Source organism: Streptomyces sp. H27-D2 (assembly GCF_035828615.1).
Taxonomy (GTDB): Bacteria; Actinomycetota; Actinomycetes; order Streptomycetales; family Streptomycetaceae; genus Streptomyces.
In genome coordinates, this window is record NZ_JAYMZR010000004.1 from 1 (window position 1) to 18,799 (window position 18,799).

Annotated in this window: 12 protein-coding genes; 2 read left to right on the forward strand and 10 right to left on the reverse strand. The window is 71.3% G+C overall.

Annotated elements, in window-relative coordinates:
- Positions 1–351: 351 nt before the first annotated feature.
- The 9 genes from QMK28_RS02505 to rsmI form a co-directional block, all read right to left on the reverse strand.
- Entirely contained in the window at positions 352–2,286 is a 1,935-nt protein-coding gene (locus tag QMK28_RS02505) for an outer membrane protein assembly factor BamB family protein (RefSeq protein WP_326435291.1), read from the reverse strand.
- A gap of 259 nt (positions 2,287–2,545) precedes the next feature.
- Positions 2,546–4,366, reverse strand: coding sequence for an ABC-F family ATP-binding cassette domain-containing protein (locus QMK28_RS02510; protein WP_326435292.1), 1,821 nt, complete (start codon positions 4,364–4,366; stop codon positions 2,546–2,548).
- 353 nt (positions 4,367–4,719) lie between these two features.
- Positions 4,720–6,135, reverse strand: a complete 1,416-nt coding sequence (locus QMK28_RS02515; RefSeq protein WP_326435293.1) for an acyltransferase family protein — start codon at positions 6,133–6,135, stop codon at positions 4,720–4,722.
- 505 nt (positions 6,136–6,640) lie between these two features.
- A complete protein-coding gene (locus QMK28_RS02520; protein ID WP_326435294.1) occupies positions 6,641–7,570 on the reverse strand; it encodes a 4-(cytidine 5'-diphospho)-2-C-methyl-D-erythritol kinase in 930 nt (309 codons plus the stop codon).
- 150 nt (positions 7,571–7,720) lie between these two features.
- Complete coding sequence (gene rsmA, locus QMK28_RS02525; RefSeq protein WP_326435295.1) at positions 7,721–8,617, reverse strand: 16S rRNA (adenine(1518)-N(6)/adenine(1519)-N(6))-dimethyltransferase RsmA; 897 nt, start codon at positions 8,615–8,617, stop codon at positions 7,721–7,723.
- Positions 8,614–10,401 carry a ubiquitin-like domain-containing protein gene (locus QMK28_RS02530; RefSeq protein ID WP_326435296.1) on the reverse strand — a complete coding sequence of 596 codons (1,788 nt, stop codon included), beginning with the start codon at positions 10,399–10,401 and terminating at the stop codon, positions 8,614–8,616. Before QMK28_RS02530 ends, rsmA begins: the two co-directional genes overlap by 4 nt.
- A gap of 119 nt (positions 10,402–10,520) precedes the next feature.
- The gene (locus tag QMK28_RS02535) at positions 10,521–11,390 is read right to left on the reverse strand and encodes a TatD family hydrolase (protein ID WP_326435297.1); all 870 of its coding nucleotides are present in this window, start codon (positions 11,388–11,390) and stop codon (positions 10,521–10,523) included.
- A gap of 124 nt (positions 11,391–11,514) precedes the next feature.
- Positions 11,515–12,012, reverse strand: coding sequence for a hypothetical protein (locus tag QMK28_RS02540; RefSeq protein WP_326435298.1), 498 nt, complete (start codon positions 12,010–12,012; stop codon positions 11,515–11,517).
- 160 nt (positions 12,013–12,172) lie between these two features.
- The gene (rsmI, locus tag QMK28_RS02545; protein WP_326435299.1) at positions 12,173–13,051 is read right to left on the reverse strand and encodes a 16S rRNA (cytidine(1402)-2'-O)-methyltransferase; all 879 of its coding nucleotides are present in this window, start codon (positions 13,049–13,051) and stop codon (positions 12,173–12,175) included.
- A 79-nt stretch (positions 13,052–13,130) separates the two neighbouring features.
- On the opposite strand from rsmI, the gene QMK28_RS02550 reads away from it, so the two are divergent.
- On the forward strand, positions 13,131–14,909 hold the full coding sequence (locus QMK28_RS02550; protein WP_443050511.1) for a dolichyl-phosphate-mannose--protein mannosyltransferase: 1,779 nt from the start codon (positions 13,131–13,133) through the stop codon (positions 14,907–14,909).
- Positions 14,910–16,548: 1,639 nt separating this feature from the next.
- On the forward strand, positions 16,549–17,355 hold the full coding sequence (locus QMK28_RS02555) for an NUDIX domain-containing protein (RefSeq protein WP_326435301.1): 807 nt from the start codon (positions 16,549–16,551) through the stop codon (positions 17,353–17,355).
- Here the strand turns inward: QMK28_RS02555 and QMK28_RS02560 are convergent.
- The gene (locus QMK28_RS02560; protein WP_326435410.1) at positions 17,339–18,469 is read right to left on the reverse strand and encodes a helix-turn-helix domain-containing protein; all 1,131 of its coding nucleotides are present in this window, start codon (positions 18,467–18,469) and stop codon (positions 17,339–17,341) included. The genes QMK28_RS02555 and QMK28_RS02560 overlap by 17 nt on opposite strands.
- Positions 18,470–18,799: the final 330 nt, after the last annotated feature.

An 18,799-nucleotide genomic window follows, 5' to 3' on the forward strand; every position in this document is an offset into this window, starting at 1 on the left:
GAGCCGCACGCCCAGCGAGCATCCCCCCGGCCCCCGCGCCCCTTGCCCCCGGAAGTTACACGCTTGTTCGACGTTGCGCGCCCCTTACTCGTCAGAAGCACCCCGGAATGCCCGAATCCCCGCCATTAACGCCTACTTCACCGCCGAAACGGATCGTTCCCACACCGGAGGAGATCTTGTTGACGATACGGCTGCGGCCCCGCCCGTACGGTGTGTACGGGCGGGGCCGAGGGACTGCGGTGAGGCTGTACTGCGGTGTTGCCGCGCCGCGGGGTCTGCTGCGGCGCGGCGTGGGTCCGGTCCGGGATCGGGCCGGGATTTGTCCGGGATCAGGCCCGGATCTGGCTGCGATCAGCTGCCGAAGGCCAGGGCGCGGTAGGTGTCGTCACCCAAGGTCCCGCCGGCGAGCAGATTCTGGCCCAGGAACAGCCGTCCGTGCTCATAGACCGGGAATTCCGTGTAGCTGCTCGGGCGCAGCTTGTTCTCGGCGTCCCGCGTGCTGGTCGGGAACTGGAGGTACTCCGTCTGATCGCCGTTCGCCGGATCCAGGCTGAGCACCTTGCCGCCCTTGTCGTACGTCGGCTCCATGTAGGCGATGATCTTGTCACCGCTCATCCGCAGCGGCGTGAACTTCCGGTCCTTGCCGGCGTCCGAGCGCCACTTGGGCTTGCCGGTGGCCAGGTTGAAGGCGACGATCTCATTCGTCTCCGAGAAGGCGCCGCCGCCCCCCTCGTGCTCCTTGGACGGCATGTAGAGCGTGTCATTGCCGACGGCGACGGTATGGCAGGAGTCGACCTCGGAGTCGCACTCGGGCTCGTACTTGCCGCTCTCCAGCGAGATCTTCGAGCGCATCTCGCCCTTCTCGTCGATGGCGATGGCGTCGGTCGGCTTGTAGTCACCCGCGACGACGAAGATCACCGCCGGCGATGAGGAGGCCACGGAGACCCGCTCGATGCCGGGCGGGACGTCATAGGTCCACTTGGGCTTGCCCGAGATCGGGTCCACCTTCTGCACCCGCAACTGCTCCTCGCCCATTTCACCGCACTGCACGACGGAGACCAGGTCCTTGCCGCCGGTGAAGCCCTTGTCCTTGCACTTGCTCGTCGCGGACGTCTGCCACAGCGGTTCTCCGCCGCTCATCCGGTAGGCGGCCGAACCCCAGCCCCAGCCCGCGGCGACGACGCCGTCGCTGATGGCCACGTCGGCGAGCTGCCCGGAGGCGTCGTCGGCGTTGGGCATCGTCTCCTGCCAGAGCTTCTTGCCCTTGTCCAGGTCGAGGACGGCGATCTGGCTGCAGGGCTCGCGCCCCCCGGTCTTGGCATCCGGCCGCTTGCCCGCCTCGAAGGTGATGGCCGTCTGGTTGTCCTCGGTGACCGACCTCGACGCACCGCAGATCACGCCGTCCAGCGGGATCTTCCAGCGCAGCTTGCCGGTCTCGACGTCGAATCCCTCGATGCCGTAGAGCGTGGGCTTCGCGTACGTCTTCTCGGTGGCCCAGGAGCCGCCGACGTCGATGATGTCCTTCTTGCCCAGGGCGGGCACGGGGACGTTGAAGAGCAGCTTGCCGGTGGAAATCGTGGGCTTGGTCTCCACGGTCTCCCGGACCGGCACACCGGTCGTTCCGCCGGGCTTGCCCTTGTCGCCGCCGCCCCCGCCGGTGGTGCCGCCCGAGCTCTTGGACTCGTCGTTCTTGCCGTCCGAGCCGCTGTCCTTGGACACGATCAGGACGCCGCCACCGATGATCAGCACCAGCGCGACGACCGCGCTGACGATGATGATCATCCGGTTCCGCTTCTGGTTGCCGCCGCCCTGCGGGGGCTGCCCGCCGGGGAACTGCGCCTGCGGCGGGTACATGCCGTACTGCTGCTGGCCGGGCTGCGGGGGCTGGCCGGGGTAGCCGTAACCGGGCTGCTGGTTCGGGTAGCCGTACGAGGGCGGCTGACCGGGCTGGCCCTGCTGACCCGGCTGGCCGGGATAGCCGTACGACGGGGGCTGCTGGCCCGGCTGCGGGGGCTGCCCCGGGTAGCCGTAGGACGGCGGCTGCTGGTTCGGGTAGCCGTACGACGGCTGCTGCCCGTACGCCGGAGCCGGCGGGGCCGCCGGCGGCGTGGGGGGAGCGGCCGGAGCCTGCGGCGGCTGCGCGGGCGTCTGCGGATAGCCGTAGCCGGGCTGACCCTGCGGCTGGCCCGGGGCAGGAGCGCCCCCGGCCGAACCGGGAGCTGGATCCTGGGGCGCGCCGAAGCCGCCCTGCGGCGGCTGGTTGGGCGGCTGGGGCGGCTGTGACATCAGGGATTCCTTATGTACGCGGGTCCGACGCCCGTCCGGCTTCCCCCGCGATCCCGGCGGTGCAAAACCTCCGGGAAAGAGCGAATCGGGCACGAATCCCGCCGTTCAACGGCCATCTAGCGGGGGTTCTTTGTATCACTGAGCACCCTCATCAGAACGGACCGGTCCGCTGGAATCCACTGGAAACCATGGGTGGGACCGGCCCGTGACGCGACTGTTACGGCTGTGGCCCCAGCCGTTACCTTCGCCGCCGCTTACCTCAGCTCGCGTCCTCGGCCAGCTCCAGCCACTGCATCTCCAGGCCGTCGCGCTCCGACAGCAGGTCGCGCAGTTCCGTGTCGAGCTTCGCGACCAGCGCGAAGTCCGTGGAGTTGTCGGCGATTTGGGTGTGCAGCTTCGCCTCGTTGTCCACGATGCGGCTCAGCCGGCGCTCGATGCGCTGGAGTTCCTTCTTCGCGGCGCGCGTCTCGCCGGACGTCTGCTTCGCCTCGGCGGGGGCGGCCGACGCGCGGGGCGCGGCCGGGGCGGCGGCGGCCTGGGCCGCCAGCACCCGCTGGCGGCGCTCCAGGTACTCGTCCAGGCCGCGCGGCAGCATCCGCAGCGCCGCGTCGCCGAGCAGCGCCATGACCTTGTCGGTCGTCCGCTCGATGAAGAACCGGTCGTGGCTGATGACCACGAGCGATCCGGGCCAGCCGTCGAGGAGGTCTTCGAGCTGGGTGAGGGTCTCGATGTCGAGGTCGTTCGTCGGCTCATCCATGAAGAGCACGTTCGGCTCGTCCATCAGCAGCCGCAGGATCTGCAGCCGGCGGCGCTCGCCGCCGGAGAGGTCACCGACCGGCGTCCACTGCTTCTCCTTGGTGAAGCCGAACTTCTCGCACAGCTGCGAGGCGCTCATCTCGCGGCCCTTGCCGAGGTCGACGCGCTGCCGGACCGACTCCACGGCCTCCAGCACCCGCCACTTCGGGTGGAGCTCCGCGACCTCCTGGGAGAGGTAGGCGAGCTTGACGGTCTTGCCGACCACGACCCGCCCCGACGCGGGCTGCACCTCGCCGGACGTACGGTGCGCCTCGGTCATCGCGCGCAGCAGCGAGGTCTTGCCCGAGCCGTTGACGCCGACCAGGCCGACCCGGTCGCCCGGGCCGAGGTGCCAGGTCAGGTTCTCCAGCAGCGTCTTGGGACCGGCCTGGACGGTGACGTCCTCCAGGTCGAAGACCGTCTTGCCGAGCCGCGAGTTCGCGAACTTCATCAGCTCGGCGGTGTCGCGCGGCGGCGGCACGTCGGCGATCAGCTCGTTGGCCGCCTCGATGCGGTAGCGCGGCTTGCTGGTGCGCGCCGGCGCGCCCCGGCGCAGCCAGGCCAGCTCCTTGCGCATCAGGTTCTGCCGCTTGGACTCCTCGGTCGAGGCGATGCGCTCGCGCTCGGCCCGCGCGAAGACGTAGTCGGAGTAGCCGCCCTCGTACTCGTGGACGGCGCCGCCCTGCACGTCCCACATGCGGGTGGCGACCTGGTCCAGGAACCAGCGGTCGTGGGTGACGACCACCAGCGCGGAGCGGCGGGACCGCAGGTGCTTGGAGAGCCAGGCGATGCCCTCGACGTCGAGGTGGTTGGTCGGCTCGTCGAGGACGACCAGGTCCTGGTCGTCGATGAGCAGCTTGGCGAGCGCGATGCGGCGGCGCTCGCCGCCGGACAGCGGGCCGATCACCGTGTCGAGGCCGTGCTCGAACCCCGGCAGGTCGAGACCGCCGAAGAGCCCGGTCAGCACATCGCGGATCTTGGCGTCGCCCGCCCACTCATGGTCGGCCATGTCGCCGATGACCTCGTGCCGGACGGTCGCGGCGGGGTCGAGCGAGTCGTGCTGCGTGAGCACGCCGCTGCGCAGGCCGCCGGCGTGGGTGACCCGGCCGTCGTCGGCCGATTCGAGCTTGGCGAGGATGCGGATCAGGGTCGTCTTCCCGTCCCCGTTGCGGCCGACGACGCCGATCCGGTCACCCTCGGACACGCCCAGGGAGACACCGTCGAGCAGGGCACGGGTCCCGTAGACCTTGCCGACAGCTTCCAGATTGACGAGGTTGGCAGCCATTCCACTCCTGATTCTTCGCCCCTGCGGGCCCTATGAGTCGGTTAGCTTTCCAGAGTAGTCGCCGCTGGGGCACGGCAAATCCCGGTGCGGTGCCGGTGCGGTGCCGGTGCCGTGCCAGTGCGGTGCCGGTACCGCGCCAGGGCCGTGCCGGGCCCCTCGGGCTCGCCGGGGGCTACTGCGGCGGGGTTTGCACGGGTGGTGAGGGGGGTCGTACGGGGGGTGAAGGGGGCGGGGCGGCAGTCGGCCGGGGCCCGCTCGGCGCCGGCCCTCGTACGAGCGGCGGCCTGCTCCGCACGGCCCGCCCTCGCCCGTTTACGCACGGCCCGCCCTCATCCGGTTCCGCGCGGGCGTCCTCAGCCGCCGGGGATCGCGCGCGGATCCCGGCGGGCACCGCGCGCCCGGCCCGCCGTCTCGACGAGCAGCCAGCCGACGGCCGCCATCGCGACCGCCGCCGGGGCCGTGACGCGGACGACGACCAGCATCGCGCTGTGACCTTCCAGCAGGCCACCGAAGCCGACCATGGAGACGCCCAGCACGCCGAAGAGGCACAGCGTGACGCCGAGGGCGGCAGCCGGTCCGGTGGAGCGGCCGGCGGCGGGGGTCGCGGGTCCTGCTGCGGCGGGGCGCTCGAAGCGCCGGAAGGCGGCTACGAGCAGCGCGGTCACGCCGGCCGCCGCCGCGATGCGCAGCGGGACCTGCGCCCACCAGGCGGCGGTCGCCGGTTCCGGCGTCGGGAGGTCGAGGGCGAGCATGGCCCCGTACACCCCGAGCATCGCGGTGAGGTGCCAGAGGAAGGCCGTCATCGAAATGCCGTTGGCGGCGACCACCCCGCGCCAGACCCTGGGGCGCGCGAGCAGGCGTGCGGCGGGGGCGCGCAGCAGCTCGACCGCGCCGACGAGCCACAGGCCGTGGCAGAGCAGGGCGAGGGTGGGCGGCGCCATGTTGCTGACCTTCTCGCCCGGCATGCCCACCATGGAGAGCGGATACGGGCCGAAGGCCACCAGCGCCGCCGCGGCGGCGAGGCCGGCGCCGGCCATGGCCGACGGGACGCGCCAACCGGACAGCCGGCCGTCGGCCCGCAGGAAGCCGAGTTGGTGGACAGCGAGCCAGACGAAGGCGAAGTTGAGGAATTCCACGAACGGGACGTCGAACGCGAAGCGCAGCACGTCGACGCTCACCGCGCTCGCGACCAGCGCGCCGAACGCGCCCCATCCATACCGCTCGTGCAGCCGCAGCAGCGGCGGGGTGAACGCCACCATGGCGAGGTAGATGCCGATGAACCACAGCGGCTGAGCGACGAGACGAGCGGCGACTGCCGTCAGCGGGCCGTCGCCGCCGAGGAGTTGGACGACGAGCGCGCCCGCTCCCCACAGCCCGATGAACACCATGGTGGGTCGCAGCAGCCGTTGCAGCCGGGCGCGCAGGAACGGCGCGTACACGGATTCCGTGCGCCCCGCGCCCGGTCCGGCGCCGCGCTCCCCGGCGCACGCCTGCTTGCGCCGCAGCGAGCGGTAGGAGAGCGCGTGCGAGAAGCCCCCGACGAAGAAGAACACCGGCATGATCTGCAACAGCCAGGTGAGCGGCTGCAGTCGCGGTTCGAAGGCGAGCAGGTTGCCCACCTCGGCGCGGCCGTCGTCCCCGACGCTGATCGCGGCCATCAGCCAGTGCCCGAGCAGCACCGTACCGAGCGAGGCGACCCGCAGCAGGTCGATGTACCGGTCGCGCCCGGGGGGCGTGCCGTCGGCAAGATCGCGCACCTTCGTTCCCATGACCGCACCCTCGCCCGGGGAGCCGTCTCGGCGGAACGGCGACCGTACTCAAATCGCCGGCCTGGCTCGTGAGCATGTCTACTCAGGGGTGGGCGGAGGGGTGCGGCGGGCAGGGCGCGGCCGGAGGGGACAAGCGACGTCGGCCGCACCCGACGGAGCGGGTAGGCCCGTCCCCCACAGCGTGGTGCGATGTTGCCACGCGAGGTTCCGTCCGGGGCCACCAGTTCTGTGGGAGTACCGACCAGATCGGTGATGATCGCGTGAAAGCGGGTGTCGTAGTCGGCCTGGGTCGGCGCGAACCAGCCCGTGAGGGACAGCTCTTGGTCCCATCGGCGGCTGGGAGTTCCCATCCGTCATCGGTGTCACCTCTCCGCTGCGCAGCGGGTTCGCGGCCACTGGCCCGTACCTCAGTCGTCACGTCAGAGACTCCCCAGCGGGCACCGGATCGGCCGAAAACGTCCAGACCGCGCATGCCCAAGTGTCGCCCGGCTTCCCCGAGCGACAGTCAGCGCAGCACCCGCGCGCCCTCCGCAGGCGCCGCGGTGACCCGTACCGAGCGACACGTGCCCGACACGATCAGCGCCTCCGCGACGTCGGCCGCCGCCTCCGCGTCCTTGGTCAGGAAGGCGCAGGTCGGTCCCGAGCCGGAGACGAGCGCGGCCAGGGCGCCCGCTTCGGTGCCCGCGGTGAGGGTCGCGGTGAGGGAGGGGCGCAGTGAGACGGCCGCGGGCTGGAGGTCGTTGCTGAGGACCGTCGCCAGGGCCGTCGCGTCGCCGTGGCGCAGGGCGTCGAGCAGCGCGGGGGACGGCTCGGGGGCGGGGAGGTCGGCGAGGGTCGCGCCGGCGGGCGATTGCGTGCGCAGCCGGTCGCATTCGCGGTAGACGGCCGGGGTCGACAGGCCGCCGTCCGCGACCGCGAAGACCCAGTGGAAGGTGCCGGTGACCTCGATCGGGGTCAGCAGCTCGCCCCTCCCCCGGCCCAGCGCCGCCCCGCCGACCAGGCTGAACGGCACGTCGCTGCCCAGTTCGGCGCAGATGTCGAGGAGTTCGGCGCGGGCCGCCCCGGTGCCCCACAGGGCGTCGCAGGCGAGCAGCGCTGCCGCGCCGTCGGCGCTGCCGCCGGCCATGCCGCCGGCGACGGGGATGTCCTTGACGATGTGGATGTGCACCAGGGACTCCCGGCCGTGGCGTGCGGCGAGGAGTTCGGCCGCGCGGGCCGCCAGGTTCGTACGGTCCAGCGGGACCTGGTGCGCGTCCGGGCCTGAGACGGTGATCCGCAGGGCGTCGGACGGGGTGACCGTGACCTCGTCGTACAGGCCGACCGCGAGGAAGACGTTGGCCAGGTCGTGGAAGCCGTCGGGGCGCAGTCCGCCCACCGCGAGCTGGACATTGACCTTGGCGGGGACGCGGACGGTGACGGAGGCGGGGGCGGTCACGGGGCGGGGCTCCTCGGTCGGGCGTCGGACGGGTGTGCGTGCTGGTCGGGGGCGCTCGCCCGGGTTGTCGGGGGCGTGCGTGCTGGTCGGGGGGCGCCCGCCCGGTCGTCGGGGCGCGCGCCCGGGTCAGGAAGCGGGCTTGTGCTCGGGTCAGGAAGCGGGCTTGTGCTCGGCGATGGCTGCGAACTGCTCGACGGTGAGCGACTCGCCGCGCTCCTGCGGCGAGATCCCCGCGCCGACGAGCGCCAGTTCAGCCGCGGCTGCCGATCCGGCCCAGCCCGCGAGTGCGGCCCGCAGCGTCTTGCGGCGCTGCGCGAAGGCCGCGTCGACGACCGCGAAGACCTGCTTCTTGGTCGCGGTGGTCTCCACCGGCGCCGCGCGCCGGACGAGCGCGACGAGGCCGGAGTCGACGTTCGGGGCGGGCCAGAAGACGTTGCGGCCGATCGAGCCGGCGCGCTTGACGTCGGCGTACCAGGCGGCCTTGACGGACGGCACGCCGTAGACCTTGGAGCCGGGCGGGGCCGCGAGCCGGTCGGCGACCTCGGCCTGGACCATGACCAGGGTGCGCTCGATGCTGGGGAACTGCGCCAGCATGTGCAGCAGCACGGGCACAGCCACGTTGTACGGCAGGTTGGCGACCAGCGCGGTCGGGGCGGGCCCCGGCAGCTCGGTCACCTGCATGGCGTCCCGGTGGACGAGCGCGAAGCGGTCGGCCCGCGCCGGCATCCTGGCCTCGATGGTGGCCGGGAGGGCGGCGGCGAGGATGTCGTCGATCTCGACGGCGACGACCCGGTCGGCGGCCTCCAGCAGGGCGAGGGTCAGCGAGCCGAGTCCGGGCCCGACCTCGACGACGGTGTCGTCCGGCCGCACCTGCGCGGTCCGTACGATCCGGCGCACCGTATTGGCGTCGATGACGAAGTTCTGGCCGCGCTGCTTGGTAGGCCGCATGCCCAGGGCGGCGGCCAGTTCGCGGATGTCGGCGGGGCCCAGGAGCGCGGACGACGGCTCCGGGCTCGTGTTCTCGGCGTCTGTGGGGGCGGTGCTCACTGCTGAAGCTTACGGCCGCAGTGCGGCCACGGACTCGCCCCCCGTGTGACATAGAGCTGCTTCGCCCGGAACGTCTGTTCTCCGGCGGGTGCGTCCTGCGGCCGGCCGCTGCCTCCGATGGCCTGCCAGGTCTGCACGTCGAACTGGTAGAGCCCGCCGTACGTCCCGGACGCGTCCACCGCGTCCGGCCGCCCGCCCGCTTCGCAGTGCGCCAGCCCGGACCAGTTCAGCCCGTCCGCACCTTGCACCGAGGCCGGCATCGCCTTGGTGCCGACGTGCACCACCTGCGTGACGGGTTTCTTCACCAGCTCCGTCTTCACGCGCTTCGGTTTCTGCTTGACCCCGTTGACGGTGCGCAGCCGGTAGGTGACCCGGCGCAGGCCCTGTTCGCCCTGCCGGACCACCGATTCGGTGCCCTTGCTGAGCTCCGGGTCGGGCCGGCGCACCACGTCGAAGCCGATCGGCTCCTCGCGCACCTCCTGCGAGTCGGTGATGCGCAGCACGGAGATGGTCTGGCCTTCGCGCGGGAAGCTGTCCTTGGCCACGGAGGCGGCGTCCTGGCCGCGCAGCGTGATGCCCGCTTCGTCGAGTGCCTGCTGGACGGTGGCGGCGTTGGTGCGGACCGTGCGCTCGCGTCCGTCGACCATGAAGGTGATGGTCCGCTCGGTCCTTACGTTCAGATTCAGGCCGTGCCGGCCGATTGTCGCGGAGCGCGAGGCGGACAGGTACGCGCCCTCGGCGCGCACCCCGAACTGGCGCAGCGCGCCGTCCACCGTGCGCGCCGTCGTCCACACCCGGCTGCGGACGCCGTCGAGGGTGAGGGTCACTGGGCGGCCGTAGCGGACGACCACTTCGTCGCCGCTGGCGAGCTCCTCGCCAGCGGCTGGGGTGACGAGGTCGTGCGGCCCGACGGTCACGTGTTCGTCGGTGAGCAGTTCCTCGACGTCGCCGGCGAAGGTGTGCAGGGTCCGCGGGGAGCCGTCCACGCTGAGCTCGACCGCCTTGTCGTTGGCGATGAACGCGGAGGTGCCGCCGGCCAGGAAGGCCACGACGAGCGCCTGCGGCAGCAGTTTGCGCAGCGGATCGGGCCGGCCTGAGGCGCGCTTGCGGCGCGCGCCGCGCCGCCCTGGGGCCTGGCCGCCGGGGTCCTTGGGCGGGTCGAGCGGGTCGAGCCGGTCGCCGTCCCCGTACGGGCCGCCCGCCCCGCGCAGCTCGTACAGCTCGTCCGGTTCGCTCGGCCGGTACGGGCCGTACGGCCCGTACGGCCCGCTGGACGCGCCCGCCCCGCCCGGCTCGTCCGGATCGGCCCCCCGGAAGACCCCCCAGGGCTGGGTCGCCTCGTACCCCGGCGAGGTCCCGGACTGCGCGGGGGTCCCGTACCCCGGCGGCGCGTACGCGTACGACTCCGCGATCCGGAGCCCGGCGGCCTGCGTCTGGTGGTCGGCGAACGTCGGCGACTGCCGGGGCAGTCTGCCGCGCGGCTCACCCGGTTCGTACGGGGCGCGCGGCCCGTACGGCTCCGCCGGCGCGTACGGCTCGCACGGGGCGCGTGACGCGTACCGGGGGGCGTACGGCTCGTACAGAGGCACGTATGGGGCGCGCGGCGACGCGTAAGCGCCCTGCGGCGGGGCGATCGGCGGGGCGTACGGCCCGTCCGGCTCGCGCGCCTCGTGCGGCCGGTACGGCTCCTGAGCCGCCTCGTACCGTTGCGGCGGCCGGGCCGTGACGGCCTGCGTGCCCCGGCCGGCGCGGCCGGCCCGGTGGCTCCCCTGCGAATTACTCACGCACGCTCCACACGCTCAGTGGTCCGGGTGTCGCGCCGGGACTGTAGCGGAGCTTTCGGTGACTCTCCAAAACGACTCGACCACGGAGCGTCGCCGAACGTGCGTGCGTCAGTAGCCGGTCAGTAGCCGAAGGCCCGCGCCGTGTTGGCCGCCACGGCTGCCGCCAGCTCGTCCTCGCCGAGGCCCCTGACGGCCGCCATCGCGCGCAGAGTGACCGGGATGAGATACGGCGCATTGGGCCGGCCTCGGTACGGGGACGGGGTGAGGAAGGGCGCGTCCGTCTCCACCAGGACGCGGTCGAGCGGGGTGACGGCGAGCGCGTCGCGCAGCGGCTGGGCGTTCTTGAAAGTGACGGTGCCGGCGAAGGACAGGTAGTAGCCGTGCTCGGCGCAGATCCTGGCCATCGCGGCGTCGCCGGAGAAGCAGTGGAAGACGACGGTCTCGGGCGCGCCCTCCTCGTCGAGAACGCGCAGTACGTCGTCGTGCGCCTCGCGGTCGTGGAGGACGAGCGCCTTGCCGTGCCGCTTGGCGATGTCGATGTGGCGGCGGAAGGACCGCTGCTGCGCGGCCCTGCCCTCGGGGCCGGTACGGAAGTAGTCGAGGCCGCTCTCGCCGACGCCGCGCACCTGGGGCAGCGCGGCCAGCGTGTCGATCTCGGCGAGGGCCGCGTCGAGGGCGGCCTCTCCGCCCGGCTCGCGAGCGCCCTGCCGGGACCAGCCGTCGGGGTCGCCCAGCACGATGCGGGGGGCCTCGTTGGGGTGCAGGGCGACCGTGGCCCAGATGTTCTCCCAGGCGGCCGCGGTCTCGGCGGCCCAGTGCGAGCCCTTGACGTCGCAGCCCACCTGGATGAGTGTCGTGACCCCCACCGAGGCGGCCTTGGCGAGGGCCTCCTCGACGGTGCCCGACTGCATGTCGAGGTGGGTGTGCGAGTCGGCCACCGGCACCCTGAGGGGTACGGGCAGGGGCGGCGGCGCGTCCTTATCGTTCATGGCCGCGAGTCTAAAAGGCCCGCGGCCCGCCTCTCACATGCGGTGGAGTCCCCTGGCCGCATGTGAGCCACCCGCCGCGGCACCCCTGGCCGGACGCGGGGTCACCCACGCCGGAGGGGCCCGGTCACCTGCGGTGGAAGGGGTGCAGCAGATCGGACAGATGCCAGTGGTGTTCGGACGGCTCGGACGGCGCGCCCGGCTCCGCGCCCGCGCTCGCGTCGGTCCCCGCGCCCCCCGTCGCGCCGGTCCCCGCCGCGACCTCGGCGGCTATCGCGGCCCGGTCGGGCCGTGGCTGACGGGGCGTCCGCCACCCCGGCTGCTGCTGCGAACCCGCCAGGGCCGTGGAGACCCGTCCCGACCCCATGATGCGCACGACGTTGCCGCCGCAGTTGAGACAGGTGGGGTGGGTCAGCGGCGAGGGCACCCGCAGGCCGTCGGCCAGGTAGCAGACATAGGCCCGCCCGTCGGCGTCCACATGGTGTTCGATGTCGTACGACTGCTCCCAGCCGTGTCCGCACCGCAGGCAGGCGAAGGAGTACGCCTCCTGGACGACTGGGTGGGCACTGGGGGTGTGGTGGACCATCGGGTGGACACCGCTGGAGGTTCCCGCGACTTCGCTCATGGCAGCTCCTCTTGTCCGTAGGACAAGGTCTTCGGGACCGGACGTCCCACATCCAGTGGACGCCCGTCCCGCCGCTTACGCAGCCGACCTGTCCCTTAATGGGACAGAATTGGCGCGAGGTTGCCCAAGACGCCCGGCTGCACGGCCCAAGCTTTGCTTTTCAGGTTAGTCCTTTACCTGCGGTTGGTCCCGTTCGCGCAGCATTCTTTGCCGCCACGACCGCATCGAACACGTCTCTCTTGGGTAGTCCCGCCTCAGCGGCGACCGCGACGATGGCCTCCTTGCGCGGCTGCCCCGCCTCCTCCCGCACCGTGACCCTGAGCACCAGCTCAGCGGGGTCCAGCCGCTGCGTGCCCGAAACCGGAGCGCCCTCGACGACCACGGTGATCTCGCCCCGCACCCCCTCGGCGGCCCACACCGCCAGCTCGGCCAGCGGGCCGCGCTTGACCTCCTCGTACGTCTTGGTCAGCTCGCGGCAGACCGCGGCCCTGCGCCCGTCGCCGAAGACCTCGGCCATCGCGGCCAGCGTGTCGTCCAGCCGGTGCGGGGCCTCGAAGTAGACGAGGGTGCGGCGCTCGCCGGCGACCTCGCGCAGCTTGCTCAGCCGCTCGCCCGCCTTGCGCGGCAGGAACCCCTCGAAGCAGAAGCGGTCGACCGGGAGCCCGGACAGCGCGAGCGCGGTGAGCACGGCGGACGGGCCGGGAACGGCCGTGATCTTGATGCCCCGCTCCACGGCGGCGGCCACCAGCCGGTAGCCGGGGTCGGAGACGGACGGCATCCCGGCGTCGGTGACCAGCAGCACCCGCGCGCCGCCGACCAGCGCCTCGACCAGCTCCGGCGTGCGGGCCGTCTCATTGCCCTCGAAGTACGACACGACGCGGCCGGTCGTCTGCACCTCGAGCGCCTGGGTGAGACGACGCAGCCGCCGGGTGTCCTCCGCGGCGACCACATCCGCCGAGACCAGCTCGGCGGCCAGCCTGGGGGGCGCGTCGGAGACGTTGCCGATGGGCGTTCCTGCGAGTACGAGCGTTCCAGTCACGGGCCCATCCTCGCAGGAGAGCGCGTAACGAACCGACGCCCATCGCGCGGGCGGGCGGTTCCCCGCCGACGCGCACGGGATGGTTCCCTACGATGGCGCGGTGACGAGTGACACCGCGACCGAAGCCGAGCAGGGCCACGCCCTCGGCGAGCAGCCGCCCACCTGGCAGGGCCGACTGCGCCGATTCGGCTATCCGGGCCGGCCGCAGACCCACGTACGGGAGCGGCTCGTACCGCCGTTCCCCCCACCCGGCACCCGGCTCTGGGCCGCTCTGGGCCTGGGCCCCGCGGCCTCGGACCGGCTCGCCCGCTGGTCCGGCTGGGGCGGCCCGCTGCTCGTCGCGCTGCTCGCCGGGCTGATCCGGTTCTGGCACCTGGGCAGCCCGAAGGCGGTGATATTCGACGAGACGTACTACGCGAAGGACGCCTGGTCACTGCTCAAGTACGGCTACGAGGGCACCTGGCCGAAGGCCGCGAACGACGCGCTGCTCGCCGACCCGCAGCGCATCCTGCTCAACCCGGAGCACTCCTACGTGGTGCACCCGCCGATCGGCAAGTGGATCATCGGGGTCGGCGAGCAGCTGTTCGGGCTGACCCCGTTCGGCTGGCGCTTTCTGGTCGCCGTCCTCGGCACCCTCTCGGTGCTCATGCTGTGCCGCATCGGGCGCCGGCTGCTGCGCTCCACCGTGCTCGGCTGCCTGGCCGGCGGGCTGATGGCGGTGGACGGGCTGCACTACGTGATGAGCCGCACCGCGCTGCTCGACCTCGTGGTCATGTTCTGGGTGCTGGCGGCCTTCGGCTGCCTGCTCGTCGACCGCGACAAGGCCCGCGCCCGGCTGGCCGCCGCGCTGCCGGACGGACCGGACCGGGTGGTCGCCGAACGGCTGGGGCTCGGCCTGCGGCCCTGGCGGATCGCGGCGGGCGTGACCCTCGGCCTGGCCTGCGCCACCAAGTGGAACGGCCTGTACTACCTGGCCGCGTTCGGCGTCATGGCCGTGCTCTGGGACCTGGGCGCGCGGCGCACGGGGGGCGCGCGCCGGCCGCTGCGCGCCATGCTGCGCCGCGACATCTGGCCCGCTTACCTCTCCCTGGTGCCGGTCGCCGTGGTGACATACATCGCATCCTGGGCCGGCTGGTTCAACAGCAAGGACGGCTACTTCCGCGACTGGGCCGAGACCGACGGCGCGGGCAGCTCCTGGTCGTTCGTCCCCGGCCCGCTGCGCAGCCTGTGGCACTACCAGTCCGAGGTCTACGAGTTCCACACCCACCTCACCTCGCCGCACGCCTACCAGTCCAACCCATGGAGCTGGCTGATCCAGGCCCGCCCCGTCTCGTACTTCTACGAGGGCCCCAAGGCCGGCCGGGACGGCTGCCAGTCGGCGGGCGGCTGCGCCCGCGAGGTGCTCGCGCTCGGCACCCCGCTGCTGTGGTGGGCGGCCTGCTTCGCGCTGCTCTACGCCCTGTACCGGTGGGGATTCCGGCGGGACTGGCGGGCCGGCGCGCTGCTGTGCGGCGTCGCGGCGGGCTATCTGCCATGGTTCAACTACCAGGAGCGCACGATCTTCGTGTTCTACGCGGTCGTCTTCGTGCCGTTCCTGTGCCTCGCGCTGGCGATGATGATCGGCGCACTGATCGGCCCACCGCTCCCCCCGCCCGACCAGCGGACTCCGCCACCTCTCGGCGGGGCGGGCCCGGGGTTCGGGCGGGCCGAGCGGCGGCGGATGATCGGAGTGATCACTGCGGGTGTTCTGGTGTTGTTGATCATCTGGAACTTCATTTACTTCTTCCCGATCTACACGGGACAGATGATCCCCAAGGACGCCTGGCAGAACCGGATGTGGCTCGATACGTGGGTCTAGCTCCGGGTTCGGCATGAACGGGCGACTCCGCCCCTGCCTCGGTCACTGTCGTTCTCGGCTGTCCTTGGCCGTCGTTGGGCGTCCTTTGACGGCCCACAGACGGCCCAGTGCGGGGGCCGATGGGGCGCTCGCGATAGCGGGCAGGGCCGCTAACGATAGCGGCCCCGATAGCGGCCAAAAGCGGTGCTGACCAGGGTGTTAGCGGATAGCGGCCCTTGACGGGCACTCCCCGGAATCGGCTGTAGAGGGGGTGCGGACACCCTCGGCGGTCGCTATCACCCGACCGCCGGCCGGACCGCGTTCGGCAAGACAAGAGCAGGAAGGACCGCCCTGCGGGCGGACGACTCTTGGTCGCTGACTGTCCGCTGAGCCGCAGGTCCGATGGCGGCTGCCGCGTCGTGCCCCCTCCACGAGGCTTTTCAGTGGCGCGGGGCGCGGGGCCGCTGCATCCGCGCCCCGGGGCGCGTTCCCTCACAGAGGCTCCGCAGTGGGGCAGGGGGCATCCGGCGTCGCTGTGCTCGTGCCTGTCCCCCTGAGGGGCGCTCTTGGGGCAGCGCGGCAGTGGGAAGCAGCGCGCCTGCCCCCCACTGAAAAGCCTCGTGGAGGGGGCACGGCGCGTTCGGAGACCGAAGAGACCAGCCTCCCCCGGGCGGGGGTGGTCTCTTCCCCTCCTAGAGAGTTAAGGGAAGACAGTGTCCATAGCGTCCAGACCGCCGACCGTACCGCCTCTGAGCTGCACAAAGGCTCTGGACGCTAAGCGAAAACCGTAGTGTCCAACAGTGTCCACAGTGTCCAAGACGCCACGGCCCCGCCCCGCTATTTCCGCAGGTCACAGCGCTACGTGGGAAGCGGGGAGTCTGGACGCTGCGGACACTGCCGCCAGCCGCTCGTGGCAAGCGGCTGCAACACGCCGGTGTTGCAGCCGCTCCTGGAGCCTCGCGACATCTGCCGTGACGTGGTGGAGGAATGCCTTCCAAGGGGAGCCGGTCGGGTGCTCATGCCGCGTCCCCCCTTGGAAGGCCGACCCCCGTCACGACCATCCCGGCACACTTCGGAGACACCCCCGAGCCAAGGGAGGCGACCAGGGAGGCGGGGAGTTCTCCCTAACCGCCTCCCTGAGCCCTCGCAGCGGCTCTGATCTGCGGAAACGCACTGGGAGGGAGGCAGGGAGGCAAACCTCCGACCGGCCCGAAACCCCTGAAAACAGCCGGTCGCGCGGCCCCCTCAGCCTCCCTCCCCGCGACGGCCGCGCTCGCGAGCGAAGCGAGCAGGCAAGGGTGAGTGCGGCCGTAGGCCGCTCCTTCAAGCTCTTGTCCACCAACACCGCGACGGCCGCGCTCTGCTACCGCGAGTAGCCACCGCCTACGCGCCGAACGCTGCTAGGTCTAGCACCAGGCCCTGCTAGACCTAGCACCCCCGCTAGCAGCCAATCCATCCGCTGATCAGCGACCTAGCAACTAGCACCACACCTACGGGAAGCAGGAAATCCGCCCTGTAGGGCCCCAGGGACACGCGACACGGCTGCTAGCGCCGCAACCAGCCCTGTAACTCTAAGTATCCAACCGCCATCTGTCCGGAAACGACATTGCATAGCTACTCTGGTGTGTACCAGTCAACGAATCGGGAGTGTGCTCAAGGGATGGGACCGAAGACTGCGCGGGTTGATCAGACGATCCGGGAGTGGATCGCGTCGGGGAAGCTGTCGCCCGGCGACAAGCTGCCATCAGAACGCACGTTGGTTGCGGAACTCGACATCGGCCGCACGGCCCTGCGGCAAGTGCTGGCAAGGCTGGTAACCGAAGCGGTGCTGGAGGTACGGGGGCGCAGTTCGTACACGGTCACCGACCGCAGTTCGGCCGGCGCGGTCGCGAGCGTGAGCACGCCGGGGGAACTGGAGCCGTGGCAGATCCACGGTGAGCGGACGGTCTACGACAATCCTTGGGTGAAGCTGGCCCTGGTCGATGTGGAGCCGCCGGGAGTCGAGCGCTTCGAGCACCACGTAGTACGGCTGCAACACGTCGCCATTGCGGCCGTGGTGGACGACGCGGACCGCGTGCTCATGCTCTGGCGATACCGGTTCGTACCGGACCGATGGGGCTGGGAGCTTCCCGGCGGCATCGTGGACGCAGGAGAGGACGCACTTCACACCGCCCTGCGGGAGGTCGAGGAAGAGACCGGCTGGCGGCCGGACTCCCTAGAGCATGTCGTCACGTATCAGCCCATGGTCGGCATGGTGGACTCACCACACGAGATCTTCGTAGGCCAGGGCGCGCAGCACGTAGGCGACCCGACCGACGCGGAAGAGGCTGGCCATGTCGAGTGGGTGCCACTGGCAGCCATTCCAGCGCTCATGGCCCGTGATGAGCTGATGGGATCGGGCACCTTGGTTGCCCTCCTGCATCTGCTCGCTTCCCGCAAGCAGGATGCGGCTACAGCCGCTCTGTGAGCTGCTCGATACGTCGGCGGTAGCGCACGGACCCCGTTCGGCTGACGATCAGCCGCGCTTCCCGCAAGTGCTCTTCCGCCTGCGCAAGCTCCTCACGAGCGAGGTGAGCGGAAGCGAGATCAACGCGCAGGCCGGAAGAGGCCCGGATGAACGTCGGGTCCATTGCGTCCAGGGCCGCGTAGAGGCTGTTCATCGCGTCATCGTCGCCCAGCAGACCGAGCGTATGTCCGCGCCAGCGAGCCAGGTGATCGCCGTTCAGGAAGATGCTCAACATGTCGGAGTCCCGCGCCTCCCCGCCGTCGGGGAGGTGCGTGGCCGCCGCGTCGAGCGCTCGTCGGCACTCTTCCGGCTTGCCCGCCCTGGCGCAAAGCTCAGCCTCGGCCGCGTACAGCCATGTCCTCAGCCGTGGTGACATCTGCCCGGCGCTCACCCGGTGCGCGCCACGGATCAGCTCCAGTGCCATTTCCGGCCGCCCGGCTTCGCAGAGTACGTACGCCTGCTCGGCCGTCGCGTGCGCCAAGTACATGGGCTCTCCGGCTTCCTGAGCCGCCCGCTTGCCCAACTCGTAATGCCGCCATGCCCGCTGTACAGCACCCACATCCAGCGCTTGCCAGGCTGCCAGCGTCGCAGCCCCGGCGAGGGCCAGCGCGACGGGTCGGCGAGTGTCCGGGAGTACCGCGAACGTGAGCGCTTCTTCCAACGTCGCGAGGTGCCCGGTCATCTGGTCGACCAGGCTTGCGGCCCCCATCTGACGGTCCATGGTCCGCAGCAACTCGGTTTGATCCATGAAGGTTTTCACCATGGTCAGGCTGACATTCCGCGCCGAGTCGATGCAGCCCAACAGCTCGTCATACCCGCCGGCCGAACCGGCGCCGTCCGCGTGGCCCCGCCTGCCGAAGAGTTCGGCGTCCGTGATGCCGAGCAGCGGGCGCAGAAGCGCGGCGTACCGCTCGGAGATCACACGCCTGCCGTTCTCCCACTCCGAGACGTAGACCCGCAGACTCGCGGCCGTCGGCACGTCGAGCAGGTGGTGCCGAGCGTGACGCTCGATCTCCCGGATGAGCCGCTCCTGTGACCACCCTCGGGCAATCCGCGCCTCTCGAAGTTCGCTCATGTGCACCGCCCGAATGGTTGGGTCCGCTCGCTCCTTCAAGCAGCATGCCTCACAAAGACGCAGGCCAACAGGGGTTAACAGCGGCGCTGTTAACCCCTGTTGGCTACCGGCATGCCTCGATCCACAGTTCTCTGGAAGTGCACAGAGAGCACGAGCCAAGACCGACGAACACGCAGAACCTTGACACTGGTGCGCACCAGATGCATTCTGTTGGTGCGCACCAGATGGGGCGCAGAAGCTCCGGCGGATCACTCCGTCAGAGCCCAAAACCAAACGCCGGGAGCGGCTCCCTACCTCCAAGCAAGTAGCCGCTCCCGTCACCCACGAAGG

Coding starts and splice junctions, on each gene's coding strand:
- QMK28_RS02535 (WP_326435297.1), bottom strand. CDS start 11,390: ATGAACGATAAGGACGCGCCGCCGCCCCTGCCCGTACCCCTCAGGGTG.
- QMK28_RS02510 (WP_326435292.1), bottom strand. CDS start 4,366: ATGGCTGCCAACCTCGTCAATCTGGAAGCTGTCGGCAAGGTCTACGGG.
- QMK28_RS02515 (WP_326435293.1), bottom strand. CDS start 6,135: ATGGGAACGAAGGTGCGCGATCTTGCCGACGGCACGCCCCCCGGGCGC.
- QMK28_RS02505 (WP_326435291.1), bottom strand. CDS start 2,286: ATGTCACAGCCGCCCCAGCCGCCCAACCAGCCGCCGCAGGGCGGCTTC.
- QMK28_RS02540 (WP_326435298.1), bottom strand. CDS start 12,012: ATGAGCGAAGTCGCGGGAACCTCCAGCGGTGTCCACCCGATGGTCCAC.
- QMK28_RS02555 (WP_326435301.1), top strand. CDS start 16,549: ATGGGACCGAAGACTGCGCGGGTTGATCAGACGATCCGGGAGTGGATC.
- QMK28_RS02550 (WP_443050511.1), top strand. CDS start 13,131: ATGGTTCCCTACGATGGCGCGGTGACGAGTGACACCGCGACCGAAGCC.
- QMK28_RS02560 (WP_326435410.1), bottom strand. CDS start 18,469: ATGAGCGAACTTCGAGAGGCGCGGATTGCCCGAGGGTGGTCACAGGAG.